Source organism: Sulfurimonas sp. NW9, assembly GCF_051132275.1.
GTDB classification, from domain to species: Bacteria; Campylobacterota; Campylobacteria; order Campylobacterales; family Sulfurimonadaceae; genus Sulfurimonas; species Sulfurimonas hydrogeniphila.
In genome coordinates this window covers 880,519-904,471 of the sequence record NZ_CP093236.1, presented here as the reverse complement: position 1 = coordinate 904,471, position 23,953 = coordinate 880,519, and the positions used below count along the sequence as shown (strand labels likewise).

General features: G+C 37.5%; 27 protein-coding genes and 4 pseudogenes. 10 read left to right on the top strand and 21 right to left on the bottom strand.

Features of this window, described 5'->3' with window-relative positions; translation table 11 throughout:
• Window positions 1–58: 58 nt before the first annotated feature.
• From MLC44_RS05205 to MLC44_RS05195, 3 genes and pseudogenes are all read right to left on the bottom strand, one after another.
• Window positions 59–1,386 (bottom strand): annotated as a pseudogene (locus tag MLC44_RS05205) (sodium ion-translocating decarboxylase subunit beta).
• Window positions 1,387–1,390: 4 nt separating this feature from the next.
• Window positions 1,391–3,203, bottom strand: a pseudogene (locus MLC44_RS05200) (biotin/lipoyl-containing protein).
• A gap of 8 nt (window positions 3,204–3,211) precedes the next feature.
• Window positions 3,212–3,454 carry an OadG family protein gene (locus MLC44_RS05195; protein ID WP_193151606.1) on the bottom strand — a complete coding sequence of 81 codons (243 nt, stop codon included), beginning with the start codon at window positions 3,452–3,454 and terminating at the stop codon, window positions 3,212–3,214.
• A 195-nt stretch (window positions 3,455–3,649) separates the two neighbouring features.
• Here MLC44_RS05195 and MLC44_RS05190 point away from each other — a divergent pair, with 195 nt between their 5' ends.
• On the top strand, window positions 3,650–3,955 hold the full coding sequence (locus tag MLC44_RS05190; RefSeq protein WP_151900619.1) for a hypothetical protein: 306 nt from the start codon (window positions 3,650–3,652) through the stop codon (window positions 3,953–3,955).
• A gap of 9 nt (window positions 3,956–3,964) precedes the next feature.
• The gene (locus MLC44_RS05185) at window positions 3,965–4,135 is read left to right on the top strand and encodes a hypothetical protein (protein WP_188109962.1); all 171 of its coding nucleotides are present in this window, start codon (window positions 3,965–3,967) and stop codon (window positions 4,133–4,135) included.
• A 22-nt stretch (window positions 4,136–4,157) separates the two neighbouring features.
• Here the strand turns inward: MLC44_RS05185 and MLC44_RS05180 are convergent, their stop codons facing one another.
• Together MLC44_RS05180 and htpG are read right to left on the bottom strand one after the other, a co-directional pair.
• Window positions 4,158–4,667, bottom strand: coding sequence for a hypothetical protein (locus tag MLC44_RS05180; RefSeq protein WP_434658720.1), 510 nt, complete (start codon window positions 4,665–4,667; stop codon window positions 4,158–4,160).
• A gap of 98 nt (window positions 4,668–4,765) precedes the next feature.
• Window positions 4,766–6,655 (bottom strand): annotated as a pseudogene (gene htpG, locus MLC44_RS05175) (molecular chaperone HtpG).
• Between the two features lie 127 nt (window positions 6,656–6,782).
• On the opposite strand from htpG, the gene MLC44_RS05170 reads away from it, so the two are divergent.
• Complete coding sequence (locus MLC44_RS05170) at window positions 6,783–7,097, top strand: hypothetical protein (RefSeq protein WP_346388599.1); 315 nt, start codon at window positions 6,783–6,785, stop codon at window positions 7,095–7,097.
• On the opposite strand, the gene MLC44_RS05165 is transcribed toward MLC44_RS05170, so the two are convergent.
• Genes MLC44_RS05165 through MLC44_RS05150 form a run of 4 tightly spaced genes read right to left on the bottom strand, consistent with a single transcriptional unit; the run spans window position 7,094 to window position 8,027 of the window.
• Window positions 7,094–7,318 (bottom strand): hypothetical protein, encoded by a 225-nt coding sequence (locus MLC44_RS05165; RefSeq protein WP_434658719.1) that lies wholly within the window; start codon window positions 7,316–7,318, stop codon window positions 7,094–7,096. The two genes, MLC44_RS05170 and MLC44_RS05165, sit on opposite strands and share 4 nt — an antisense overlap.
• On the bottom strand, window positions 7,315–7,539 hold the full coding sequence (locus MLC44_RS05160; protein ID WP_434658717.1) for a hypothetical protein: 225 nt from the start codon (window positions 7,537–7,539) through the stop codon (window positions 7,315–7,317). Before MLC44_RS05160 ends, MLC44_RS05165 begins: the two co-directional genes overlap by 4 nt.
• 37 nt (window positions 7,540–7,576) lie before the next feature.
• On the bottom strand, window positions 7,577–7,792 hold the full coding sequence (locus tag MLC44_RS05155) for a hypothetical protein (RefSeq protein WP_434658716.1): 216 nt from the start codon (window positions 7,790–7,792) through the stop codon (window positions 7,577–7,579).
• 46 nt (window positions 7,793–7,838) lie between these two features.
• Window positions 7,839–8,027, bottom strand: coding sequence for a hypothetical protein (locus tag MLC44_RS05150; protein WP_434658714.1), 189 nt, complete (start codon window positions 8,025–8,027; stop codon window positions 7,839–7,841).
• Between the two features lie 101 nt (window positions 8,028–8,128).
• Between MLC44_RS05150 and MLC44_RS05145 the strand changes: the two genes are divergently transcribed.
• Genes MLC44_RS05145 through MLC44_RS05135 form a run of 3 tightly spaced genes read left to right on the top strand, consistent with a single transcriptional unit; the run spans window position 8,129 to window position 10,926 of the window.
• Window positions 8,129–10,078 (top strand): ABC-F family ATP-binding cassette domain-containing protein, encoded by a 1,950-nt coding sequence (locus MLC44_RS05145; RefSeq protein WP_434581432.1) that lies wholly within the window; start codon window positions 8,129–8,131, stop codon window positions 10,076–10,078.
• Window positions 10,071–10,568 (top strand): preQ(1) synthase, encoded by a 498-nt coding sequence (gene queF / locus MLC44_RS05140; protein WP_434658713.1) that lies wholly within the window; start codon window positions 10,071–10,073, stop codon window positions 10,566–10,568. The genes MLC44_RS05145 and queF overlap by 8 nt, the downstream gene beginning before the upstream one ends.
• Before the next feature lies 1 nt (window position 10,569).
• A complete protein-coding gene (locus MLC44_RS05135) occupies window positions 10,570–10,926 on the top strand; it encodes a hypothetical protein (protein ID WP_434658711.1) in 357 nt (118 codons plus the stop codon).
• 84 nt (window positions 10,927–11,010) lie between these two features.
• Here MLC44_RS05135 and MLC44_RS05130 read toward each other — a convergent pair.
• Window positions 11,011–12,361, bottom strand: a pseudogene (locus MLC44_RS05130) (class II 3-deoxy-7-phosphoheptulonate synthase).
• Between the two features lie 120 nt (window positions 12,362–12,481).
• Here MLC44_RS05130 and MLC44_RS05125 point away from each other — a divergent pair.
• From MLC44_RS05125 to lysS, 4 genes are read left to right on the top strand one after another with little or no spacing between them, the layout of a single operon-like run.
• Window positions 12,482–13,405, top strand: a complete 924-nt coding sequence (locus MLC44_RS05125) for a GGDEF domain-containing protein (RefSeq protein ID WP_151900629.1) — start codon at window positions 12,482–12,484, stop codon at window positions 13,403–13,405.
• Entirely contained in the window at window positions 13,395–14,012 is a 618-nt protein-coding gene (locus MLC44_RS05120) for a CvpA family protein (RefSeq protein ID WP_151900630.1), read from the top strand. Before MLC44_RS05125 ends, MLC44_RS05120 begins: the two co-directional genes overlap by 11 nt.
• 2 nt (window positions 14,013–14,014) lie before the next feature.
• Window positions 14,015–14,500, top strand: coding sequence for a Fur family transcriptional regulator (locus MLC44_RS05115; protein WP_151900631.1), 486 nt, complete (start codon window positions 14,015–14,017; stop codon window positions 14,498–14,500).
• 16 nt (window positions 14,501–14,516) lie between these two features.
• Window positions 14,517–16,031 carry a lysine--tRNA ligase gene (lysS, locus tag MLC44_RS05110; protein WP_151900632.1) on the top strand — a complete coding sequence of 505 codons (1,515 nt, stop codon included), beginning with the start codon at window positions 14,517–14,519 and terminating at the stop codon, window positions 16,029–16,031.
• 33 nt (window positions 16,032–16,064) lie between these two features.
• On the opposite strand, the gene MLC44_RS05105 is transcribed toward lysS, so the two are convergent.
• The 11 genes from MLC44_RS05105 to MLC44_RS05055 all read right to left on the bottom strand — a co-directional run bounded on the left by MLC44_RS05105 (window position 16,065) and on the right by MLC44_RS05055 (window position 23,949).
• Window positions 16,065–16,325: a hypothetical protein gene (locus MLC44_RS05105; protein WP_346388592.1), complete on the bottom strand. Its 261-nt coding sequence runs from the start codon at window positions 16,323–16,325 to the stop codon at window positions 16,065–16,067.
• A gap of 298 nt (window positions 16,326–16,623) precedes the next feature.
• A complete protein-coding gene (locus MLC44_RS05100) occupies window positions 16,624–17,313 on the bottom strand; it encodes an SAM-dependent methyltransferase (protein WP_434658709.1) in 690 nt (229 codons plus the stop codon).
• Entirely contained in the window at window positions 17,306–17,929 is a 624-nt protein-coding gene (gene hisG, locus MLC44_RS05095; protein ID WP_193151590.1) for an ATP phosphoribosyltransferase, read from the bottom strand. The genes MLC44_RS05100 and hisG overlap by 8 nt, the downstream gene beginning before the upstream one ends.
• Window positions 17,923–18,561, bottom strand: a complete 639-nt coding sequence (locus MLC44_RS05090) for a type III pantothenate kinase (RefSeq protein ID WP_418641255.1) — start codon at window positions 18,559–18,561, stop codon at window positions 17,923–17,925. Before MLC44_RS05090 ends, hisG begins: the two co-directional genes overlap by 7 nt.
• On the bottom strand, window positions 18,546–18,866 hold the full coding sequence (locus MLC44_RS05085; RefSeq protein WP_151900637.1) for a hypothetical protein: 321 nt from the start codon (window positions 18,864–18,866) through the stop codon (window positions 18,546–18,548). The genes MLC44_RS05090 and MLC44_RS05085 overlap by 16 nt, the downstream gene beginning before the upstream one ends.
• Before the next feature lie 7 nt (window positions 18,867–18,873).
• Window positions 18,874–21,204 (bottom strand): EAL domain-containing protein, encoded by a 2,331-nt coding sequence (locus MLC44_RS05080; RefSeq protein WP_434658708.1) that lies wholly within the window; start codon window positions 21,202–21,204, stop codon window positions 18,874–18,876.
• Window positions 21,205–21,210: 6 nt separating this feature from the next.
• Window positions 21,211–21,423, bottom strand: a complete 213-nt coding sequence (locus MLC44_RS05075; RefSeq protein ID WP_151900639.1) for a hypothetical protein — start codon at window positions 21,421–21,423, stop codon at window positions 21,211–21,213.
• 17 nt (window positions 21,424–21,440) lie between these two features.
• Window positions 21,441–21,653, bottom strand: coding sequence for a hypothetical protein (locus MLC44_RS05070; protein ID WP_151900640.1), 213 nt, complete (start codon window positions 21,651–21,653; stop codon window positions 21,441–21,443).
• Window positions 21,654–21,691: 38 nt separating this feature from the next.
• The gene (locus MLC44_RS05065) at window positions 21,692–22,192 is read right to left on the bottom strand and encodes an HIT family protein (RefSeq protein WP_151900641.1); all 501 of its coding nucleotides are present in this window, start codon (window positions 22,190–22,192) and stop codon (window positions 21,692–21,694) included.
• A gap of 324 nt (window positions 22,193–22,516) precedes the next feature.
• Window positions 22,517–23,797 (bottom strand): TRAP transporter large permease, encoded by a 1,281-nt coding sequence (locus MLC44_RS05060; RefSeq protein ID WP_434658706.1) that lies wholly within the window; start codon window positions 23,795–23,797, stop codon window positions 22,517–22,519.
• The gene (locus tag MLC44_RS05055; RefSeq protein ID WP_434658704.1) at window positions 23,797–23,949 is read right to left on the bottom strand and encodes a hypothetical protein; all 153 of its coding nucleotides are present in this window, start codon (window positions 23,947–23,949) and stop codon (window positions 23,797–23,799) included. Before MLC44_RS05055 ends, MLC44_RS05060 begins: the two co-directional genes overlap by 1 nt.
• Between the last annotated feature and the right edge of the window lie 4 nt (window positions 23,950–23,953).

The following is a 23,953-nucleotide window of genomic DNA, read 5'->3' as shown; positions in this document are numbered from 1 at the left end:
TACGGGAAGAGGAGATAACGACGCAATTGCGCCGCTATTTGAATTTCGTGCCGATTAATTACTGAAAAAGTGAAATAAGCACACCAGCTGCTACTGCTGAACCGATAACTCCTGCCACATTCGGACCCATTGCATGCATTAAAAGCATGTTTGTACGGTCATATTCCATACCGACCTTATTTGACACACGTGCCGCCATCGGAACGGCAGAAACACCTGCTGAACCGATTAACGGATTGATTTTGTGCCCAGGGAAAAGGTTCATAAATTTCGCCATCAATACACCTGCTGCAGTTCCTACAGAAAATGCAATAATTCCTAAAACCATAATAAACAAAGTTTCAGGTACAAGGAACTGATCAGCTGCAAGCTTCGAACCGACACCAAGTCCCAAGAAAATAGTTGTAATATTGATAAGGGCATTTTGTAATGTATCATTCAAACGTTCAACAACACCTGATTCTTTTAAGAAATTACCGAACATAAATGCACCGATAAGCGGTGTAGATTCCGGTAAAACCAAAATTGCCAGCATCAAAACAAGGATCGGGAAAACAAGTTTTTCCAAACGGGAAACATGACGAAGTGTCGTCATCTTGATCTTTCTCTCTTTTTCGCTTGTCAGTGCTTTCATAATAGGAGGCTGAATAATAGGCACCATCGCCATATAACTGTATGATGCAACCGCAATAGCTCCCAAAAGTTCCGGTGCAAGTTTCGTTGCGATAAAGATGGATGTAGGACCATCCGCCCCGCCGATAATCGAAATTGCAGAAGCCTGCTGCAGGGTAAAATCAACAAAGCCGTAATGTGCAAGCGCAACAGCACCCACAAGTGTTCCAAAAATACCAAACTGAGCCGCTCCGCCAAGCAGTGCTGTTTTAGGGTTTGACAACAGTGGACCAAAATCAGTCATTGCCCCGACACCCATAAAAATGATAATAGGAAAAAGCTCATTTGAAAGTCCCATATTGTAAATTACACCAAGGAAACCATGTTCTCCTGCAATACCGGCTATAGGAATATTTGCCAGCAGTCCGCCAAAGGCAATTGGCAAGAGTAACAATGGTTCAAACCCTTTTGCAATTCCAAGATAAAAAAGCAAAAAGACGATAAGAATCATAATCACACGGCCCAGACCTTTATGAAAATCACTCATTTTTTGCCCTGTTGCACTCATTCATCATCTCTTGGACTTACAAGAGCGACAATTCCTGTTGATTTGAGAAAATTTACTATCATTTCACCCATTGGTTTTGGATGATAGTTTTCTTCTTTATGTGTTGATTGTGCTTCTTGAGCAACTGTTGCATGCTCTGATGCCATTGCATTTGAAAATGCAAAGAGCATTATAAGAGCTAAAAACTTAAGTACAATTTTTTTCATTCGCTTATCCTAATACTGCTACGACTTGACCTTCTACAACTTTATCGTTTGTAGCTACATTAATAGACTTAATAACACCACCGCGAGGCGCCACAACATCTATTTCCATTTTCATAGATTCTAAAATCATGATTACGTCACCTTCGTTAACACTTTGACCCGGATTTGCGACAATTTTCCAAACATTACCCGGAAGAAGTGCTTTGATTTCTACATCATTTCCTGACACAGCAGGTGCTGCCGAAGTTGTTGATGGAGCAGTGCTCTCACCATTTACTGCTGTTACCTGAATATCTGCATCACCCTCTGCTACTTGAACACTAAACTTTTGACCATCTACTACTACTGTATAATTTCCGCTTCCCATTGAACTTCCTTCACAATCTTTTTCTGTTTCTTTTTTCATTTCTGATATTTGTACGAACGTTTAACTCACCTTCACCTTTAAGGAAAGTGATTCCTTTTTCCTGGCATGCAGCCGCTATAAAAATATTTTCTTCTGTTATTTCTATACCTTCTTCTTTAAGTCTGTTAATCCAGTTCTCTAAAGATTTTGCAGGATCTGCATCTGCCAAATCAAGTGCTTTTTTTGTTGTCGGCTCAAGTTTTAACTGCTCTGAAGCAATTTTAACAATTTCCGGATCCGGTTCAACCGGAGTTTTTCCGAAGTATCCTAAAACCATTTTTCCGTAACCAGGGGCAATGGCTTTCCATGGTCCCTGCATTACATTGTTAAGCGCCTGTTGGAAATAAAACTGAGAAACCGGCGTTACCGATGTACCGTAACCGCCTTTTTCTACTACTTCCTGCATTGCCGCGATAACATCCGGGAATTTATCCATGATGCCGTTGTCGCGCATCATTTGCGTATTTGCAGTCAAAGCACCGCCAGGCATTGGTGAAAATGGAATAATCGGAGAAACCATTGTCGCTTCAGGAGGCATAAAATAATCACTCAGACATGACTGTAACTCTTTCTCATAAGTAAGAATTTTACCAAGTTCAAGTCCGCCAAGGTCATAATTCATTCCCTTTGTTGCATGAAGCATTGTCAAAATATCAGGCTGAGATGTTCCACCGCTTACAGGAGAAGCCGCCATATCTATACCGTCAACACCCGCCTCAAGCGCAGCCATATAAGCAGCTACAGAAACACCGGCAGTCTCATGTGTATGCAGACGTATGTGTGTATCTTCTCCTAAAAGTTTTCTTGCCATTGTAATGGTCTCAAAAACTTTTTGAGGATTTGATGTCCCGCTTGCATCTTTAAAACAGATACTGTCAAACGGAAGACCGCTGTCCAGAATATCACGAAGTGTTTTTTCATAAAACTCGACATTATGAGCACCGTGACATCCCGGTGGTAAGTCCATCATAGTGACAACCGCTTCATGTTTCAAGCCGTGATGTTTGATTCTTTCAGCAGAATACTTCAGGTTTTCCACATCATTGAGTGCATCAAAGTTACGGATTGTCGTTGTTCCGTGTTTTTTAAACATTTTTGCATGCAGGTCTATCAGTTCTTTTGAACCGGTATCCAGCATTACAGTATTTACTCCGCGGGCAAGTGTCTGCAAATTTGCATCCGGACCTACAATTTTACGGAACTTGTCCATCATTTCAAATGCATCTTCTCTCAAATAAAAGTATAATGATTGAAATCTTGCTCCCCCACCAAATTCAAAGTGGTTAATCCCTGCCATTTTTGCGGCTTCTACTGCCGGAAAAAAATCTTCCATCAATACACGTCCGCCAAATACTGACTGGAAACCATCCCTGAAAGTTGTATCCATTACATCTATAAATTTCTTAGCCATTATAATCCTTAACCTTGTTTATGGTGTGCAATTGCAGCTGTTATTGCTGCAATTATCTTTTTTTTGTCTTGTTGTTGCTGTGTTGCATTCCCAGAAACAGTCTCTTCAGCTGCCTGTGGTTCAGGAAAAAATTTATGTATTATCAATGACATCAGATTGACTGAAAGAATCATTATAATTAAAAATACGAACACTGTTCCCATTCCTAAAAACATAAATTTAACTCCCTCCATAATGAGGTTTGCTTCCATAAAATTACCCTTTATTCATAATTTGTGGGCTTAGTATAGTATAAAGATGTTTAAATAAAGTTGTTGAAAAAACTTTATTTTTAAATTACTGCACAATTGTTACTTTTTGGTGACTTAATTTCATCACTTAAACTAAACACTAATTGTTTTTAGCTAAAATGTTTTTGACAGATAAAATATTAGGATGTTTTTCAGATGATAGCAGGTATGTACGAACAGAACTTCATGGCTTATATAATTTTTGGTCTTATCTTGAATTTTGTATTTTCAATTATGTTTGGAATATATTTAAGTAACAATATCGGCATGAAAGAGATGATAGAATCCAAAGGAGACAAAGAACAGCCATTACTCATACGCTTAAGTCTTTTTATTCCTTATGCAAAAATGCTTGTTACTCTTTACAGAGTTACAATTTTACAGCTCTTTTTTCTCAACAAAGGATATACACACAAAGAGTTTTGGATTTATATGACGAATGAGCAAAAAGAAAACTCCTAAAGGAACAATATGAAAGATTTTAAGCTTAAACTTGTCCTTACTGCTTTAAGCGCAATTGTTTTCTCATTTATATTTATACTTTTGGCATTTGCCTTGCCCATACACAAAAAAGAAGAAAAAATATCCATCAAGCCAAAAGGGAAACTTGAACAGATTTCTCATTCCTTAAAAAACAGATAACTATGTCAAAGACGCCCTTTATTTATAAAGAACTTTTCACTTCAATAAGCTTGAGTGTATCATAAGCACACTTTGGACTCAGTTTGATGGCGCAAACCTTTAAAGCCTCCAGACAGGCAAGCAAATAGTCCAGGTTGTCTTTTTTCATTAATTCATAAAGAAGTATTTCTGCATCTTTTATGCGTAAATTTCTTGCGACACCGAGATTTTTATGTGCCAATTCTCTCAATGGGGTGTAATCCAAATTGTCATGATTGTCCTGTGAATCCTGAAGTGCAGCCAAATAACTCTCAAACTGCACAATTGCCTTGATTACCTGAGCAACATAATCATCAACCAGTTGAGAGACCAACTCTGTGTCTAATCCTAATTCGCGTACGGCAATCGAAATATCATACCGGTAACCGTCAATTTCCAAATCACGCAATACCCCTGTTCCCAGTAAAGTGCATACCCGTTTGGCTTCATGCAGCAGTTGATCAACAGATTGTCTGTCCGATGGTTTTAAAAAGAATTTTAATTTTTTTAACATAATCATAAGATATCATATAATTTGTGTGAAACAGATAAAAAAGAAAAATAAAAGAAGAGAGTTTGGAGGAGTGCTACGATTGCACTCATCCAAAAAAGTTATAATGCTTTTGCTATAATTCTGTTGAGTCTCATTGCAAAATCTGCAGTATCATCAAGTTCTCTGCCATCAAAGAGTTTTGCCTGATCAAACAATACATGCGCTGCATCTTCAATCAGATTCTGATCACTCGAATCTTTTAATTTTGCAATCAATTCATGTTTAGGATTGATTTGTAAAATAGGTGCCGGCTCAGGCACTTCACCGCCCTGTCCCATCTGTTTCATCATCTGTGCCATCATGTAAGAAGGGTCTTCTTTGTCTGTTTTTAAAGCAACAGGAGATTCTGTCAACTCCGTTGTCACTTCAACTTCTTTTATAGCTTCACCCAGTGTCTCTTTAAACTCTTTTGCAAGGCCTTCAAACTCTTTTTCAAGTTCTTTTTTGCTTTTTTCTCTTCTTCACTCTCTTCAAATTTCGCATCTGATGCAGGAATAAGTTTATACTCTTTATATTCTGTCACCATCGGGAAAATGATAGTATCTACCTCTTCATTTAAGAGAAGCACATCGATACCGCGCGCCTTGAATTTTTCGAGCACAGGAGAGTGTTTGAGCATGTCAACAGAGCCTTTGTTCGCAAGATAATAAATCTCTTTTTTCTCTTCATCGACATTTTTCACAAACTCTTCGATAGTCGTCATTTCATCAGAATTTAACGTATGGAACTTGAGTAATTCTAAAATCTTTTCTCTGTTGGCAAAATCATTGTAAAGTCCTTCTTTAAGTACATTTCCAAACTCTTTATAGAATGTGTCATATTTTTCAGGCTCTTTTTTCATCATTTTAGCAAGTTCGGAAAGCACTTTTTTCACCGAAGCGTTTTTGATTTTTGCCATCACCGGATTTGACTGTAAAATTTCACGACTTACATTTAACGGTAAATCTTTTGAATCAATCACACCGCGTAAGAAACGCAGGTATGTAGGCATTAACTCTTTGTCATCATCTGTAATAAAGACACGGTTAATATAGAGTTTGATACCAGGCTGATAATCAACTCTGTAAATATCCATCGGTGCCTTGCTTGGGATATAAAAGAGTGTCGTGTACTCTATAGCACCCTCTGCTTTATGATGCATCCATTTTAACGGTTCTTCGTTTGAGTGTGCAAGTGTTTCATAAAAAGCTTTATAGTCTTCATCTTTTAATTCACTTTTGGCAATCGTCCAGAGTGCATTTGCAGAGTTAATTTGTACATTTTCTATTTCAGTGCGTGCAGGCTCTGTCTCTTTGCCCTCATCATCGGTAACAGCCGGAATATGCTTCTCTTTGTCCATAAAAATCGGGAACGGAATATGGTTGGAGTATTTTTTTACAACAGCCTCTATGCGATACTCTTCCAAAAACTCCTCTTCACCCTCTTTTAAATGAAGAATAATTTCTGTTCCGTGTCCCTCTTTTGTTGCTGCTTCTACTTCAAATTCACCATTTCCGGTACTCGTCCATTTGTAAGCCTGCTCTTCCCTGCTTTTTTCGTGATGACCTCAACGCTGTCAGCCACCATAAATGCAGCATAAAAACCGACACCAAACTGACCAATCAGGTTAGAGTCTACTTTTTGATCCCCTGTCAGATTCTCCAAGAATGCTTTTGTTCCTGATTTTGCAATTGTTCCGAGATTATTCAAAAGATCTACTTCGTTCATACCGATTCCGGTATCTGAAACAGTCAAAGTTTTTTCTCTTTGTCTCTTTTGATATCTATTCTCGGATCAAACTTTATGCCTTTGTATGCTTCATTTGTTAAAACGAGCATATTCAGCTTGTCAAGTGCATCCGATGCATTGGAAATAAGTTCACGAAGGAAAATCTCCTTGTTGGAATAAAGTGAATGAATCATAAGTTGTAAAATCTGATTTGCTTCTGTTTGAAATTGATGTTTAGCCATAATAGTAATCCTTTTTTAAAATTTGACAGTATTTTACCAAAAAAAGTTAATAGTTGCAAGTTTTATCAATATTCTTTAGTCATTTTAACTCAAGTTTATAATATTTTTATTTTGCTATAATAACTTTATGAAAAATGATTATATAGATTTAATAGAACCTACTCCTGTTCTAAAGACAAAAAAATGTCAAATCATCGCTTTTTTACTAAAATTTTTATTGCAGTTTACTCCTGTGTTTACTGCTCTTATCGTCTGGTACATGTATGATTATTTTATAGCAGGCGCTACTTTGTTGATTACATTTATAGTTGTTGGCATTGTAAGAGCTAAAATGAGAAACAGTGTCATCCCTCTTTCTCAAAGAGAATATCACTATAATGATGAAGGGATAGCAAAATGGTTTACGGCAAAAGAATTATGCCCGAAAGAGAAAGATTATTAAAGCATTGCGCGAATCATAATTGCATAATGCAGAACAAAAAGATTTAAAAAAAATATGAGCAGGGAAGTTCCGCGTGACAAAATATTTTGTATTTTCGTTCGCTCTTTCCCGTTTGTGCGAAATGCAATAAAAAAATGAACTATTGTTGCCACGATTATAACAGCTACAATTATGAGTTTTTTGCGTAACTCCTGGACTATAATATTATCATCATGGGTCAAAGCATATGGTACAAACCATTATCTACAATCATCACAGTACCGGTCAACAGTAAAACAACAATGGAAACCAATTCAAAGTAACCGAAAATAGGCCCTATTACCGGATAAACCTGTTGTTGTTTTTCTTTATCAAGCAGTGTAATACCCAAAATAAACATAAATATGGAACCGCCTATCCAGGCAATGGCAGCAATAAGATGAATATGTATAAATAAACCCAAATAAAATCCTTTAAATGAGTCCGTATAATATTATAATTTAAATAACGAAGTCTTGATATACAACAATATTTTTTAAATTATTCTCTAAAGCATCTTCCAATCTGCAAAACAGTTCATATATCATATTTGCATAATCTTTTGCTTCATATTCTTTAGAGTGAATCGTACTTATATAATAGTCATTATTTGAGTTTAGATGCAAGAGATTGTAGTTTATATTTTCGGCGGCTTTGATATAATGTTCCTCATCCACAGAATCCTGAATGATACAATGAAGTTTATCATTTAAGGTAATAAATTTATCGGTACTTCTTAATCTTTTTTAATTCGTTAAAATCTATTGCAATTTTACATTCACAATATATTGCAATGAAGGAAAACTCACTGCCATATCGCTCTTTTCTGTAAAAGAACTCTTTTCCTTCTTCTTTAAGAACTTCCATATACTGATGTTCATTTTTTCTTATTTCTGCTATTACCTGTAACATGATTCTACTCCTATGACATACAAGATTATAATCTATTAAAATAAATAAGCCCTTATTAATGACCAAAATGCTATTATCTCTATTAAAAAGTAAACTATATTATGGCATTAATTGATCTACAAAAAATCAGCAAACACTATTCGGCACAAAAAATTCTCACTGAGGTTGACTTTCATGTGGATGCAGGTGAGCGTATAGTCATCATCGGAAAAAACGGCAGTGGAAAATCCACCTTGATGAAAATACTCAACGGGACACTCATACCTGATGGCGGACGCCGTATCATCAAAAATGATTTGGAAATCAAAATGCTGGATCAGCGTCCGGCATTTGAAGAAGGCCACACTGTCCGTCAGGCAGTTGAAGCAGGTCTCAAAGAGCTCAATGCCGCAAAAGAACGCTATAATGAACTCTCACTGCTTTTAAGTGAAGATTTTGAAAACAAACTGCTTTTGGAAGAACATGAAAAACTCTCTCGCTATATTGAACATCATAATGCCTGGAATCTGGATGATAAAATAGAGCGTATCATTGGGCATTTTCAGCTCAAACCTTATGAAAACAAGCCTGTTATGCTCTTAAGCGGAGGCGAACAGCGGCGTGTGGCACTTGCTTCACTCCTTTTGCAAAAACCGGATGTCCTGCTTCTTGATGAACCGACGAACCACCTTGATGTTTACATGGTTGAATTTTTAGAAGAGCTGATTCTCAAAGAGAAATTCACTCTTGTTTTTATCTCGCATGACCGATATTTCATTGACCGAATTGCGACAAAGAGTGTTGAAGTCGAAGACTGCATTTTGCGTGAATACAAGGGCGGATACAATGACTACCTCACACAAAAAGAGGAGTACCTAAGAACCCTGCAAAAGCAGCATGACAATCTGCTGGGCATTCTAAAAAGAGAAAACGAGTGGTTTGCCAGAGGGGTGCGTGCAAGGCTCAAACGAAACGAAGGGCGCAAAGAGCGTTTGATGCAACTGCGCGAAGAGGCGAAAACAAATCCTGCCAAAATCAGAAAAATGTCTGTAGAACTCCAAAGAGAAACAAAACATTTTAACCGTGACAAAAGCGTCAACAAACAAAAAATGCTTTTTGAAGTCGAAGATCTGTCTCTCAAACTCGGTGACAAAGAGCTGTTACACGGCTTTACAACACGCATACTCCAAAAAGATGTCATCGCCATTGTCGGGCCCAACGGCAGTGGAAAATCAACACTGCTAAAAGCTCTGCTTGGACGCATAGAGCCGACAAGCGGCAAGATAAAACGCGGAGAATTCAAAGTAGGCTATTTTGACCAGCACAGAGAGATGCTTGATGATGACAAAAACCTCATAGAGACTTTTTGTCCGCACGGCGGAGACCGTGTCAATGTACGAGGCAGTGATTTACATGTATACGGCTACCTTAAAAACTTTCTCTTTCCGCGTGAATTTTTAGACAAAAAGATAGGTGTACTCAGCGGCGGCGAGAAAAACCGTGTTGCCCTTGCTCTGCTTTTTACACAGGATGTTGACATCCTCATTTTGGATGAGCCGACCAATGATCTGGATATTCCTACGATTAATATTTTGGAAGAACAGTTGACAAATTTTCCCGGTGCCGTCATTATTGTATCGCATGACAGATATTTTGTTGACAAAATCGCCAAAAAACTCTTTATTTTTAAGCCTGATAAAACCATTGAAGAGTCACATCAGCAATACTCCGAGTATCTGGAGATAGAAAAAGAGCTGCAAGAGCTGAACACTATGGAAAAAGAGGCGACAAAAAAAGAGGAAAAACCGCGTTTACATGTAACGCAAAAACCAAAAACACTCAAACTTACTTTTAAAGAAAAAATAGCCCTGGAAAAACTTCCGGCCGAGATAGAAGAACTAGAAGCAAAAATAGAAGAAAAAAACACCTGTTTATCCGATCCGAAATGTTATGAGGAGACAGGTCTGAGCAAACTTGCCAAAGAGTTGGCAGATATGGAAGCGTTGTATGAGCAAAAAGTTGAAGAGCTTTTAACAATTCAGGAAAAAGAAGAAGAGATTAACAATGGATGAACAAGAGTATAAAGAAAAACGCGCCCAAGAGGTCAGCCAACTCGGAGCCGGACATACAGAGTACAAATATGAATATGCACCCGAGCTTTTAGAAACTTTTGAAAATGTTCATCCTGAAATGGACTACTGGGTGACACTCAATGCAGACGAATTCACATCACTTTGCCCTAAAACAAATCAGCCGGATTTTGGAACACTCATTATCAACTATATTCCTGATGTAAAAATGGTGGAAAGTAAATCACTCAAACTCTATCTTTTTAGTTTTATCAACAGTGGTGAGTTTCATGAAGACGTCGTCAATAAAATAGGCAAAGATTTGGTCGCCTTGATGCAGCCGAAGTATCTTGAAGTTGTAGGTCTGTTTTACCCACGAGGCAATATCAGCATCCATCCGACTTTCAGTTATGCAAAAGAGGAAGAGAAGTACAAAGAGATAGAAAAACACAGATTTTTAAACAGAAATCTCAATCCGCAAAGAGTAGGATAATATGCAATTAACACCTTTACATGTAAAAGAAAATACAGGCATACAGTATATGTCTCGTGAACTTCTGTTTCTGGCACACAGCGGACAGCCTTACAGAGGAACTGTTTACATCAACTTTACCAGCAGTGGTGAGACCTTTGATTTACGTGATTTTAAAAGATACCTGACCTCACTCAGAGACAAAAAGTTTACTGCCGAAGATATTGCTTTTGAAATCTATGAGACGATTACACAAAGTATACAGACAAAAAATCTGGGTGTAGTAGTTGATTTGAGCGCACGCGGAGGTTTGCAACAGCGACTCTGTTACGGAGCAGACTTTATACCTGTAAAAAAAGAAAATATCTTTCAGGTATGATAAAAAAGACGCACAGCCCAGACTGCAGTGACTCTTCGGAATCGGCACTTCCGTGCCGACTGTTCCAACTTAGGGAAAAACTCCTTATTTATTCGCATCCTGTAAAGAATCAGCGATTAAAAATGCCAACTCTAATGACTGATCAGCATTAAGACGCGGGTCACAGTGTGTATGATAACGAGAACTTAAATCCTCTTCTGTTACAGTAAATGAACCGCCGATACACTCCGTAACATTTTTTCCTGTCATCTCCAAATGAACTCCGCCGGCAAATGTACCCTCAGCCTTATGTACCTGGAAGAACTGTTTCATCTCGGTTAATATAGCATCAACAGGACGTGTTTTATAGTTGTTGGATGATTTTATAGTATTTCCGTGCATTGGGTCACATGACCAGACAACGTTGAGTCCCTCTCTCTCAACAGCACGAATCAATGCAGGCATATGCTCGCCGACTTTGTTCGCACCCATTCTCACAATGATATTGAGACGCCCTGCTTCATTTTCAGGATTTACCGCCTGAGCCAACCGTACCAGATCATCCGGGTTCATAGTAGGTCCTGCTTTAATGCCTATAGGGTTTTTAATGCCTTTCATATACTCAACATGCGCACCGTCAAGCTGGCGTGTTCTATCTCCTATCCATACCATGTGTGCTGCAGTATTATACCAGTCACCTGTAAGAGAATCCTGTCTTGTAAAAGCCTCTTCATACGGTAAAAGCAGTGCTTCATGGGAAGTGAAAAAAATCTGTTTCACGCAATGTTCTGTATGTTTTAGAAGTTACACCACAGGCTTCCATAAACTTTAATGATTTTTCTATATCCTCTGCCAATGCTTCGTATTTCTCACCCACTTCACTTTTATGGGCAAAATCCAGGTTCCACTTACTGACCTGATGCAAGTCAGCCAATCCGCCTGATGCAAAAGCACGGAGCAGATTTTGTGTAGCCGTTGCCTGGTTATAGGCTCTTATCATACGTTCCGGATCCGGTGTACGTGACTTTTCGTCAAAGTCTATACCGTTAATAATATCCCCACGGTAAGAGTCAAGAGTAATATCCCCTTTTGTTTCCGTATCTGAGGAACGCGGTTTTGCAAACTGACCGCCGAGACGTCCTACTTTTACAACAGGAAGTCCGCCGGCATAGGTCATAACAACCGCCATTTGCATCAAGGCTTTAAAAGTATCGCGAATATTATCTGCATGAAATTCACTGAAACTCTCGGCACAGTCACCGCCTTGCAGTAAAAAAGCCTTTCCCTGTGACACATTGGCCAACTGTTCTTTCAATGAACGTGCTTCTCCTGCAAATACCAATGGCGGGTAGCTTTTCAACTCTTTTAAAACAGCTTCAAGTTTTGCTTTATCAGGATATGTCGGTTGTTGTAATATCGGTTTTTCTCTCCAGCTAGACGGGCTCCAAGTGCTCATTATCAGACCTTATATATTATTGTTTTTGGAATTTTATCAAAAAATAGCTAAAATTGCTATGAGAAAAGCTTTTTTTATGCTTAAATTAGTATAATTGTGAATATTTTTATTTGGAGATTTATGACAAAAAGTGACTTAAAATCATTAGTAACTCAAATGTATCATGAGCTGCTTGAAAATATTGACACACAACAAGAGCCTAACAAGGAACAGGTTATCACCTATTTGCAGGATGCTGTGATGACTATTCAAAATATAAATGACGGGGATATAGACTCAGTAGAACATGCAAAGCTGGCATTCACCAACACTTATAAAGAAATTGCAAATAAAACACTTTTATCATATCAACATACAAACAACAAATTTGCCAAACTGACTCAAATTCATGAAGAGACTATTCACAGCTATGAAAATCAGCTCATAGATATGCCTTCAATAAAAGAAAAGTTTGATGAGATTCAAAATCACATGGCAAAAGAGGTACAACGCGCAAATCAGGTTATATCAGAGTTAAGCACACAGGTAAAAAAACTTGAAGAGAGCTCAAACCTGGATTCTTTGACAAAAATATTCAACAGACGGGCACTTGATACATACCTTCAAAAACTCTGTGCAAAAAAAGAATTAGAGTATGAACTGCACATACTTCTTCTGGATATAGATGATTTCAAACATATCAATGACAAATACGGACATATTGCAGGTGATAAAATACTGATTTTTGTTGCCAGACTTTTAAGAAAAACATTGCGTGACGGTGATAAAGTTTTTCGTTACGGTGGCGAAGAGTTCTTGATTATACTCAATAGAATAGATGCACAAACCTGCCAAAAAATTGCAAGAAGAATTTTAACGCTTATCAGTTCAAATCAACTCTTTTATCAGGGAAAATCTTTGAAAGTAACCATGAGTCTGGGTGCGACAATGTACTATCCTGGCGATACGGCGGAAACACTTATAGAAAGAGCTGACAAGGCACTGTACAAATCCAAGCAAAACGGAAAAAATCAAATGCATATGGAAGTGAAAAATGGAATTTAACTATTTTGACATTATTGTAGGAGTTGTCATTCTGCTCCTGGGTTTAAAAGGAATACTGAACGGGTTTTTTAAAGAAATTTTCGGACTCATTGGTATCATAGGCGGTATATTCGTAGCATCCAGATTTGGTGATGATGTCGGACTGTATCTGAGTAATACGATATTTAAATTTTCAAACGAATCGGCTATAAGTTTTACAGGTTTTCTGGTAACACTGGCACTTTTTTGGCTGGTAATGGTTCTTATAGGGTTTGCATTTAAAAAGTTAAGCGCAGTAAGCGGTCTTGGTCCGATAGACAAAATTTTGGGATTTATCGTAGGTTCAAGCAAGTTTTTTCTTATAGCAGCAGTTATTGCTTATGCGGTTTATAATGTCAAGGCAATAAGAACGACACTTGATTCTGCACTCAAAACAAGTATACTCTTTCCTGTTTTAGTCGAAACAGGAAAATATATTATGAAAATAGACCCTACGGATATCTCAAATGATATCAATACAACAATCTCACAGGGCAGTGCTGATATGCAACAAAAAATTGAAGACAACATCTCAGCAGCAGCCTTGCAGCAAATTGACACTATTAAAAACCAAATAAAAGAGAAATAATTATGATACATGTAACGACAAACTTCAACAATAAAACCATGGAATATGAAGAACTGCTGAATGATTTCAAAAAATTATTAAAAAAGAATAATCTCAAATTTACGATTCAGCGTGAAGTGATATTGGAAACTCTGTACAATTCGGATGAACATCTGACTCCTGAAGATTTACATCATCTCCTGCAAAACAAATACCCGGAACTAAAAACAGGTATAGCAACTGTTTACAGAACACTTTCGCTTCTTGAAGACTCCCAGGTTGTTACCTCACTTTCATTTGGAGCACAGGGAAAAAAATACGAACTTGGTGTAAAAATACATCACGACCACCTCATCTGTACAGAATGTGGAAAAATCACAGAATTTTTGGATGATGAGATAGAAAAGCGCCAACATATAATCACAAAAAAATTCGGTTTTAAAATGACTGACCACTCTATGCAGATATATGGCGTTTGTAAAGAGTGCCAAGAAAAAGAAAACAACTAAGAAAGAAGGAAAACTATTGATTTTTGAAAATAAATACATACAGCAAAGAATAGAAAAAGCAAATGCATTAAAAGATGCAGGGTACAATCCTTATGCAAATGATTCACAAAGAAATACAACTATCGAAAAATATTTGAATGTCAACTCTGATGTGGCCGAGATGGAAAACAAACGTGACGAAAAGCGTCACTACATTGTAAGCGGGCGTATAAAGTTTCTTCGTATTATGGGAAAAGCAAGTTTTGTAAAGATTGAAGATGAAAGCGGTATGCTACAGGTTTATATTACACGCGACAATCTTCCTGAGGGTTTCTACAACACTATGTTTAAAAAAAACATAGAAGTCGGAGATATCATTGAAGTCGGCGGTTTTCCTTTTGTAACAGGACAGGGAGAACTCTCTTTGCATGTAGACAGTTTCAAACTCCTGACAAAAGCCATCTCACCGCTTCCTGAAAAATTTCACGGTATTACTGACAAAGAGATTCGTTACAGAAAACGCTATCTTGATCTGATTATGAATGCGGAAGTCAGAAAAACTTTTCAAATCCGTTCCCGCGTTATCTCTTTGACACGCCGTTTCTTTGAGGACAAAGGTTTTTTGGAAGTGGAAACACCTATGATGCATCCTATTGCCGGCGGGGCCAATGCCAAACCTTTTGTTACACATCATAATGCACTCGGTGTTGACAGATACCTCAGAATTGCACCGGAACTTTACCTTAAAAGGCTCATTGTCGGCGGTTTTGAAGCCGTTTTTGAAATCAACCGTAACTTTAGAAATGAGGGGATGGATGCAACACATAACCCTGAATTCACCTCTATAGAGTTTTACTGGGCATACAAAACATACAAAGATTTAATCGAAATCACAAAAGAGTACTTCCAGTACCTTTTTGAACATTTAAATCTGCCGACACTCTTGCCTTACGGTGATTTGGAAGTCAATTTTGCAAACTTCCAGGAGATTCCTCTTATAGAGTCTTTAACAACGATTGGCGGAGTTCCTGCAGATGTTACAAAAGACAAAGAAAAAATCATTGCCTATTTGAATGAAAAAGGTATTACGGTTAAACCCGGAATGAATTTGGGGCAGCTTCAGGGTGAACTTTTTGATGAGTTTGTTGAGAAAAAACTGATAGACCCTACTTTTATTACAGAGTATCCTGTTGAAATTTCTCCGCTTGCTCGCAGAAGTGATGCACATCCTGAAATTACAGAGAGGTTTGAACTCTTTATAGCAGGCCGTGAAATTGCCAATGCTTTCAGTGAGTTAAATGACCCAATAGACCAACTTGCACGTTTTGAAGGACAGATGGCTGCAAAGGAGAGCGGAGATGATGAAGCCCATGAAATGGACAGTGATTTTGTTGAAGCACTCAGCTATGGCATGGCACCAACAGCGGGACAGGGAATAGGAATAGACAGACTTGTAATGTTGCTGACAAATGAGCACAGCATAAGAGATGTTTTACTGTTCCCTGCTATGAAGCCTGTACAGGAAGAAAACACAAAAGAAGAGGAAGAGTAAAAATACTCTTTCCTCCTCCCCCTCTTCTGCTGATTACAGCTTTTCTGGAGTCAGCCCTGCACTCTCTAAAAAATGACGCAGTTCTACCACTATCTCTTTTGAAATATTTGTATCTTGATGAGGAAGAGGCATAACATACTCTTTGTCATTTAAAAATATTTTTACATGATGATTTTTTGTCATCTCTGTTTTTGCACCATAATGTTCTAAAGCATGTATTAGTTTTTTATAATCAATATTAGATGAAAGCGGATGCTCAAATACTTTTTCTATTTTTGCTTTGTGTTTACTCATGGGTAAATCCTTTTCTTTTTTATTTATAGTGCTATTATAACATGCAGACAGAGAAACTTTTGCTACTTAGTTTGCATTTTTTTCTAAGTCATGCTTTAACACAGAAAGTCCGGGTTCCAAAATATTCCGGAATCGGTACTTTAGTGCCGACTGTTGTTACATCCTTGTCACTCTCAGCCCACCCTAAAGGATGGATTCCAGAAAATAATATGCTTTTTCCCAACCTAATGCATCAAGACTGGAGTCCGAGGGTTCCGAAATATTCCGGAATCGGTACTCTGCTTTTCCTCCTTCTTTGCTACTCTGTTCTTTTTTTAAAGATAAGCAGTGTTTTGTCTTGTGTATCATAAAGAGAAAAAGTCTGTTTTTCTACAAGTTTGAGTTTTGAAAGTTTTTGAAATATCTGTATTTTATGAAAGTACTGCACAATTATATCTTGCTGTTTTGTATAACATCCATCTTCTTTTTTTTTAAAAAGTGTGAATTTTGTATGCAGTTCATTGTTTTGAAATATGGCATCGACATTTAAAAACTCTTTCTCGTTTTCACTGCTCATCGTCCCTTCAGCCACATCACTGAAACCATAAAGCGTATTGATATCAGCGATAAAAACACCCTCATCATTGAGTTTGTCCGCAACCGATTCCAAAAAAGAAAGAAGACTCTCTCTGTCCATAAAATTTAAAACATCAAAAATACTTACAATGGCATCAAATTTGCCATCAACCTCTTTTATATCAATGCACTCGGCGTCAAATCCCCGCTCTTTACATTCAGCAACCATTACAGCACTCAAATCAATGCCTTTACATGTAACACCGTCGCTACTCATTCGCTGCATAAATCCGCCACGACCGCATCCAACATCCAGCAGTGTTTTTACACTATATTCATCCAGTTCCGAGCGGTATAAATCATAGAGTGCCTCTGTAGCCTCTTCTATACCTAAAAGATGTTCTGCCTTGGCATAAAGATCAAGATTAGTCATTTTCTGCTTTTATAACTTCATTAATTTTTTCGTAAATATCCAAAACTTCATCTTTTTTGGCAATATAACTGTTCTTGTTTGCTATTAAATAGGTCGAACTTGTCATAATGTCCTGCACAACTTCCAAGCCGTTTTGTTTCATAGTCGTTCCCGTTTCAACAATATCTACTATCATATCTGCAAGACCGATTAACGGGGCAAGTTCTATAGAACCGTAAAGCTTTATAATTTCTACACTTACAGCCCGTTCTTCAAAGTAACGCTTTGTAATGTTGACCATTTTGGAGGCTACTTTAAGCTCAGGTTTTGTCAAATCAAACTTTTCACCCTTTCTCATGCCTATCGCCACTTTACAAATGCCACGACGCAAATCGAGCAGACGGACAACATCAAGTCCCTGTTCTTCCAGGGTATCAAGCCCGACAACCCCAATATCAGCTGCCTGATGGTATACATAGGTTGCCACATCTTGATTACGCACAAGTAAAAAACGAAATTTCGGCGTCTCAAGAATTAGTTTTCTGTCATCAAATTTAAAACTGTCACCAAAAATAGTTTCAAAAATTTCCAAAGTTTCTTTGGCTATACGACCTTTTGGCAGTGCAACTGTTAGCATAGTCTATCCTCATTCTGTAATATAATCTTTTTCATAGAGTTGAAAATCAGTTTTTCATCGACTTTTGCATCTCTAAATATCTTTTTAAATTCCAAGGCATCGCCACCTGTCAAGATGACCGGCAGGTTATGGGACATTACTTCACTATAGAGTGTTTTTAAATATCCGTAACTTATGGCATCTTGTGAATTTTTTGGCATTATATCCAAGTCACACTCAAAGTTAAATGAATATGCCAGCGCAGGAGAAATATTCTCATAGGTTTTTTGCATTGCTTTAATTCCCGGGTAAATAAAACCGCCCATGAATTGTCCGTTTTTTACAACATCAACAGTCACAGCACTCCCCGCATCAATAATAATACCGTCGGAAACAGACTCTACGGCAAAAATTCTGTCAATTCCCATAGTCTGATAATATTTTTTTTTATCAATATATTCAGATAAATCTATCCAGTTTGACAAAGACCGCAAGTTTACATGCAGAGCCTTGTTCACACAAATATAATAGACTTTTTCTTTTATACAGGAGGGGTCAAAACTCTTTACATGTTCTTTATAGTCTCTGTTTTCATCATAAAAATGATAGGAAGTGTTGCCTATATCACACAAAAGCATTATTGGATTTTCCATCCTGCTTCTTTAAAAGCTTTTTGGGCTTTTGAGCATAAGGGTGCATCTATAAACAAAATCTTATGTTTAAAATTGTGTTCACAGTAGAGTGTCAACTTTGCATAAATCTCTTCAAATTTATGCACATCTTTCATCAATATTCTGCTCTTTTGGCTCACAGCAAAAATTGCCCAAAAATATCCGCGTATATCTGTTGCCTTATAAATTTTTATCTTATTTCTTATACCCAAATCTTTTGGAGAAATCTCCTGCATCTTTTTAAATATTTTACCCTTGTGTCTCAAAGAGTCTACAATCATTTGCATAGAAATACTATACTCCTTTGTTTTTTGCAATTATAAATGCTTCACATTCATCTACAGGTAACGGCTTGGAGAAAAAATACCCTTGAATGTCATAACATCCCTCTTGTACTAAAAAGTCCAGTTGTTCTTTAGTTTCAACACCTTCAGCTATTATTTGCAAGCCTAAATTTTTTGCCAAAGATATAATTGTTTTGACAATTGCAACATCATCTTTGTTTTTTGGAACATCTGTAATAAAACTACGGTCTATCTTGATTTTGTTTACCGGCAGTTTTTTCAGATAGGACAATGATGAATATCCTGTGCCAAAATCATCTATAGAAACGGAAATACCCAAGTTTTGTATTTTATTTAAAATATCTATAGATTTTTGAGGATCTTTCATAATCTGACCTTCAAGAATTTCAAGTTCCAAAAGAGCTGTATCAAACTGCAAACGCTCAACAGTATAAGCAAGCTCTTCAATATAATTACCGCTTTCTATCTTTTTAGTAGACACATTTACAGAAACCTTTCCAAATTCAAGACCCTTTTGCTGCCATTTCAGTATCTGTTTTATTGAGTGCGTCAGCATGTATTTGTCAATTTCGAGAATTAAGCCTGTTTCTTCACAAAACGGGATAAAATCATTTGGATTAATCAAACCTTTTTGCGGGTGTATCCAACGAATCAATGCTTCTAATCCTACAATTTTTCCGTTTCTTGCATCTATTTTCGGTTGAAAATAACTTACAAATTCTCTGTTTTTCAAGGCTTTGCGTATATCTGCATCGAGTTGAATTTTCTGCAGTGTCATCTCTGTCATTTTTTTCTCATAAAACTGATAAGTGTTCTTACCGCTGTCTTTTGCTTTATACATGGCAGTTTCGGCATTGCGTAAAAGCTGGCTCGCTTTTTTGGCATCTTGAGGATACAGGGCTACACCAATACTGAATGTAGTATATATTTCTATATTTTTTATATTAAACGGTTTTTTCATCTGAATCAAGATAGATTCAATCAGATTTATTGTACTGAAATGAGTTGTATTTCTGTGCAATATGGCAAACTCATCTCCGCCAAGCCGTGCCAGAGTATCATCATTTTTTATACACTTTTGCAGCCTTTTGGTAATTTCTAACAGCAATTCATCGCCTACTTCATGTCCGTAGGTGTCATTGACATCTTTAAAGCTGTCTAAGTCTAAGAAAAATATACTCAACTGTTCGCCGGTTGCTTTGTAGTGTTTTATAGCCTCTTCAATTCTGTCTAAAAGTAACACTTTGTTTGGCAGTTCTGTCAAATGGTCATGATGCGCAATAAATCGCAAAACATTTGACTGCAGTTCCAGCTCTTTGGTTTTTTCCTCTACACTTTGTTCGAGTATCTCATTTTGTTCTTCTATAAAGCGTTTGTAATTTACATTATAAGCATAATACAAGAGCACAATGATCAATAAAAAAATGAGCAGTGTTACTTCCAAAATACTGTTTTTAGCCTGTTCAATATCTGAAAGATCAATCAGTCTCAAATCTTTTGCAATGATAAAATAGCCCATGGATTTTGCATTCAAATCCGGCAACCGGAAGGTTGTAATCAAAAGAGAATGCTCTTTGTCTACTCTATATTCAGGAATATCAAGGTATTTTGTAATTGACGAACTTTTGACTATTTCAAGCAGCCTGTTGCTCTTAAAGGGATTGACTATATAATAATTTTCAACAAAAGTATTTGAATAGGCTTCACTCAACTGCTTTTTATAACTTTTGTCAACAACTATCAGCAGATCATTGCCACTGCGTTTCATTTTTTCACTTATGGAGTCAAATTTTGCGATAGTCTCAACAATACCTATGAACTTGCCTCTTTCATAGATCGGCACCATTGCTTTAAAAGTCATATCAAATTTTCCGGTACTGACGGTGGAGATAACTTTAGGATCATGAATAGCCTGCTTTACATCCTGTCGCACAAAAGAGAGATCATCTCCTCTTTTGTCACTCCAGCTTCTGTAAATACTTCTCCCGTCGGGTGCGATAAACTGTATCCAGATATTTTTTAAAGAGGAGTAGCGTTGCAGAGTTGTAATTAAATTATCAAGATAAAGACTGCTGTGATTTTTCTGTTCTAACGCATTTTTTATATTCTGATTTGCAGAAAGTGCCAAAGTCACCAGCAAAATCGCCTCAGATTTTTCTTTAATCAGACTCTGCAGTTCATTTTTCATATCTTTACTGACTTCAAAATACTTTTCATTTTTTAAAGTCTCTACTTTATTGGTCACATAAAGATAGCTTCCTGTCAAAAAAACTGTAATTAACAATACAGCTATGACAATGATTCTTAAAAACTGCGTCATAAAAAATTATTTACTCAAACCTAATTCTGCAAATAAAACTTCAAAATATTCACTGATATTCAGAAGCTCTTCCATAAGCGTTCCAAATGCTTTATCCTCTTCTATCCACTCTTCAATTCTTTTGACACTGTCACTTTTTTGGCTCTCATCCAGCTTGTCACTGTTGACAACTGCATCTTTGATTTTTTCTAAATGTTCTTTGTGTTTATGTGCGCTCATTTCTTTTTCCTTTGTAATTAATAATTTTCGTATTTTCCGGCTTTTACATCTTCTCTAAGCTGTTGAATCTTTTTTTCCATAATATTTAAAATAATATCTGCCGCCTCTGTATCATCCGCTTCAGGAACATCCCAGTCTGTTATTTTCATATTCATTTTAAACAGTAATTCCAACTCTTTTTCTATTTCAGCCTTTCTTTCCGCCAATTCCTGTATAACTGCATCTGACATTTTCAATCCTTACTTTTTCTTTTAGTATACATCAAATTTTATTTAATATCTATATACTTTGGAATGAAACTTTTGATTTTTTTGTAAATCCTTTCAAAATCTGTTGAGTAGACTCTTGTATGAGCAACAGCAGTGATAAAGTTCGTATCTCGCTCCCATCTTGGAACAAGATGCATATGAATATGCTCGGCTATTCCGGCACCCGCTGCCTTGCCCAAATTCATACCGATATTTACGCCGTTTGCACCTAATCCTTCTTTGAGCAGTTTGACACTCTGCTGTGCAAGTTTTGACATATTCAGCCAAACTTCACTCGGCAGCTCTTCAAGTTTGTCCGTATGCATATGGGGGATAATCATAAAATGCCCCGGAGTATAAGGATATTTGTTCATCACCATAAAACAGTGTTCATTTCTGTAGAGTACATGTAAAGACGCATCCTCTTGCGGGTGTGTACTGATATGGCAAAAAACACACCCTTTTATTTTTTCCTGTGTAACATATTCATCCCGCCAGGGAGCATATAAAATATCTTCCATTCATTCTCCTTCAAAAATTATAAATTGCTATGGCAACAGTAATAAAACCAGCCTAAAGCCCGCACTGAAGTACGGGTTCCGAAAAAAGCACAGACTCACCCGGAATCAGTACTTCAGTGCCGACTATTGCTACTTTCTTGCCACTCTCAGCCCGCACTGAAGTACGGGTTCCGAAAAAAAAACACAGACTCACCCGGAATCGGTACTTCAGTGCCGACTATTGCTACTTTCTTGCCACTCTCAGCCCGCAGTGAAGTACGGGTTCCGAAAAAAATACAGACTCTCTAGGAATCGGTACTTTAGTGCCGACTGATGGCGACAGCATTACAAAAATGCAAAAACCAGATCAGGAAAAGCCACGACAAGCCCCAGACCTAACAACTGCAAAGCGATAAAAGGGATAATACCTTTGTAAATATCCATCGTTGTAACACTGTTGCCTGCTGCCCCTTTTAAAAAGAAAAGCGAAAGTCCAAACGGCGGTGTTAAAAATGATGCCTGCAAATTCATGGCTATTAACACGCCAAACCAGATGGGATCTATTCCAAAAGCAGCCATAACAGGGACTAAAATAGGTACAATAATGAAACTTATTTCTATAAAATCTATAAAAAATCCGAGTATAAAAATACTCAGCATTGCCACAGCTATAAATACCCAAACATTTCCTATGTCTTGCGAGAAAAATTCCAAAATCAAATCAGTTCCGCCGAGTTCGTTAAAAACAAGACTAAAAGTTGTCGCACCGATTAAAATCATAAAAATCATACCGCTGAGCTTCATCGTCTCAAACAGAGCATATTTTATCATTGCAAACTTAAGTGTTTTGTTATATGCCGATAAAATGACGCCACCGAGTACGCCAAAAGCCGCTGATTCTGTCGGAGAGGCGATACCTGCAAATATACTTCCAAGAACGGCAAACATCAACAAAAGCGGTGGGATAATGGCAGTTACAACATCAGTCAGCGTTGTTTTTTCATCGCTCATCAGTGCCGGGGCATCTTCTTTGTTCACGAAAGCACGAATGAGAATATAGGCTATATAGAGTGAAACAAGTGTCAGTCCCGGCAAAACCGCACCTTTGAACAAATCACCGACACTGACGCTCATCACATCTCCCAGCACGATAAGAATAATCGAAGGCGGTATAATCTGTCCAAGCGTTCCGCTTGCCGCTATAGTTCCGGATGCCAGACCTTTGTTGTACCCGGCACTGAGCATCAAAGGCAGAGCGATCACGCTCATCATCACCACAGAAGCCGAAACTATTCCCGTAGAAGCTGCCAAAAGTGCGCCGACCAGAACAACGCTTACACCCAAACCGCCGCGAACACTTTTAAAAAGCGCACTCATCGAAATCAGCAGCTTTTCCGCCATACCTGACTTTTCGAGAATCAGTCCCATCATAATAAAAAGCGGCACTGCCATAAGCGTTGTATTGCTCATAATGCCGTAAATTCTAAAAGGCAGTATATTAAAAACATCAAATCCCAAAGAAGGAATGAAAAAGGCAAAAAACATTGCCACACCGCCAAAGGCAAAGGCAACAGGGATTCCCCAAAGTAAAAGTGCAAGCGCCACACCAAACATTACAAATGCCATTAGAGTGATTTCCATTTTTCAATATCGCTTACAAGCTCTTTGAGTGCCTGCAACACCAAAAGAACAAAAGCAAACGGCATCAAAGATTTGACAATCCAACGGTATTGCAAACCGCCCGGATCTGAAGAGGCTTCATGCTGCACAAAGCTCATCTCT

Bases quoted from the DNA above. Each gene is read 5' to 3' on its own strand.
- MLC44_RS05055 (WP_434658704.1), bottom strand. From the start codon at position 23,949: ATGAGCTTTGTGCAGCATGAAGCCTCTTCAGATCCGGGCGGTTTGCAA.
- MLC44_RS05105 (WP_346388592.1), bottom strand. From the start codon at position 16,325: ATGAGTAAACACAAAGCAAAAATAGAAAAAGTATTTGAGCATCCGCTT.
- MLC44_RS05185 (WP_188109962.1), top strand. From the start codon at position 3,965: ATGAAAGATTTTAAGCTTAAACTTGTCCTTACTGCTTTAAGCGCAATT.
- MLC44_RS05120 (WP_151900630.1), top strand. From the start codon at position 13,395: ATGGAATTTAACTATTTTGACATTATTGTAGGAGTTGTCATTCTGCTC.
- MLC44_RS05065 (WP_151900641.1), bottom strand. From the start codon at position 22,192: ATGGAAGATATTTTATATGCTCCCTGGCGGGATGAATATGTTACACAG.
- MLC44_RS05170 (WP_346388599.1), top strand. From the start codon at position 6,783: ATGAAAAATGATTATATAGATTTAATAGAACCTACTCCTGTTCTAAAG.
- MLC44_RS05125 (WP_151900629.1), top strand. From the start codon at position 12,482: ATGACAAAAAGTGACTTAAAATCATTAGTAACTCAAATGTATCATGAG.
- MLC44_RS05115 (WP_151900631.1), top strand. From the start codon at position 14,015: ATGATACATGTAACGACAAACTTCAACAATAAAACCATGGAATATGAA.
- MLC44_RS05085 (WP_151900637.1), bottom strand. From the start codon at position 18,866: ATGCAAATGATTGTAGACTCTTTGAGACACAAGGGTAAAATATTTAAA.
- MLC44_RS05150 (WP_434658714.1), bottom strand. From the start codon at position 8,027: ATGTTACAGGTAATAGCAGAAATAAGAAAAAATGAACATCAGTATATG.
- MLC44_RS05080 (WP_434658708.1), bottom strand. From the start codon at position 21,204: ATGACGCAGTTTTTAAGAATCATTGTCATAGCTGTATTGTTAATTACA.
- MLC44_RS05060 (WP_434658706.1), bottom strand. From the start codon at position 23,797: ATGGCATTTGTAATGTTTGGTGTGGCGCTTGCACTTTTACTTTGGGGA.
- MLC44_RS05075 (WP_151900639.1), bottom strand. From the start codon at position 21,423: ATGAGCGCACATAAACACAAAGAACATTTAGAAAAAATCAAAGATGCA.
- MLC44_RS05195 (WP_193151606.1), bottom strand. From the start codon at position 3,454: ATGGAAGCAAACCTCATTATGGAGGGAGTTAAATTTATGTTTTTAGGA.
- MLC44_RS05070 (WP_151900640.1), bottom strand. From the start codon at position 21,653: ATGTCAGATGCAGTTATACAGGAATTGGCGGAAAGAAAGGCTGAAATA.
- MLC44_RS05180 (WP_434658720.1), bottom strand. From the start codon at position 4,667: ATGTTAAAAAAATTAAAATTCTTTTTAAAACCATCGGACAGACAATCT.
- queF (WP_434658713.1), top strand. From the start codon at position 10,071: ATGGATGAACAAGAGTATAAAGAAAAACGCGCCCAAGAGGTCAGCCAA.
- MLC44_RS05145 (WP_434581432.1), top strand. From the start codon at position 8,129: ATGGCATTAATTGATCTACAAAAAATCAGCAAACACTATTCGGCACAA.
- hisG (WP_193151590.1), bottom strand. From the start codon at position 17,929: ATGCTAACAGTTGCACTGCCAAAAGGTCGTATAGCCAAAGAAACTTTG.
- MLC44_RS05190 (WP_151900619.1), top strand. From the start codon at position 3,650: ATGATAGCAGGTATGTACGAACAGAACTTCATGGCTTATATAATTTTT.
- MLC44_RS05135 (WP_434658711.1), top strand. From the start codon at position 10,570: ATGCAATTAACACCTTTACATGTAAAAGAAAATACAGGCATACAGTAT.
- MLC44_RS05090 (WP_418641255.1), bottom strand. From the start codon at position 18,561: ATGGAAAATCCAATAATGCTTTTGTGTGATATAGGCAACACTTCCTAT.
- MLC44_RS05100 (WP_434658709.1), bottom strand. From the start codon at position 17,313: ATGACTAATCTTGATCTTTATGCCAAGGCAGAACATCTTTTAGGTATA.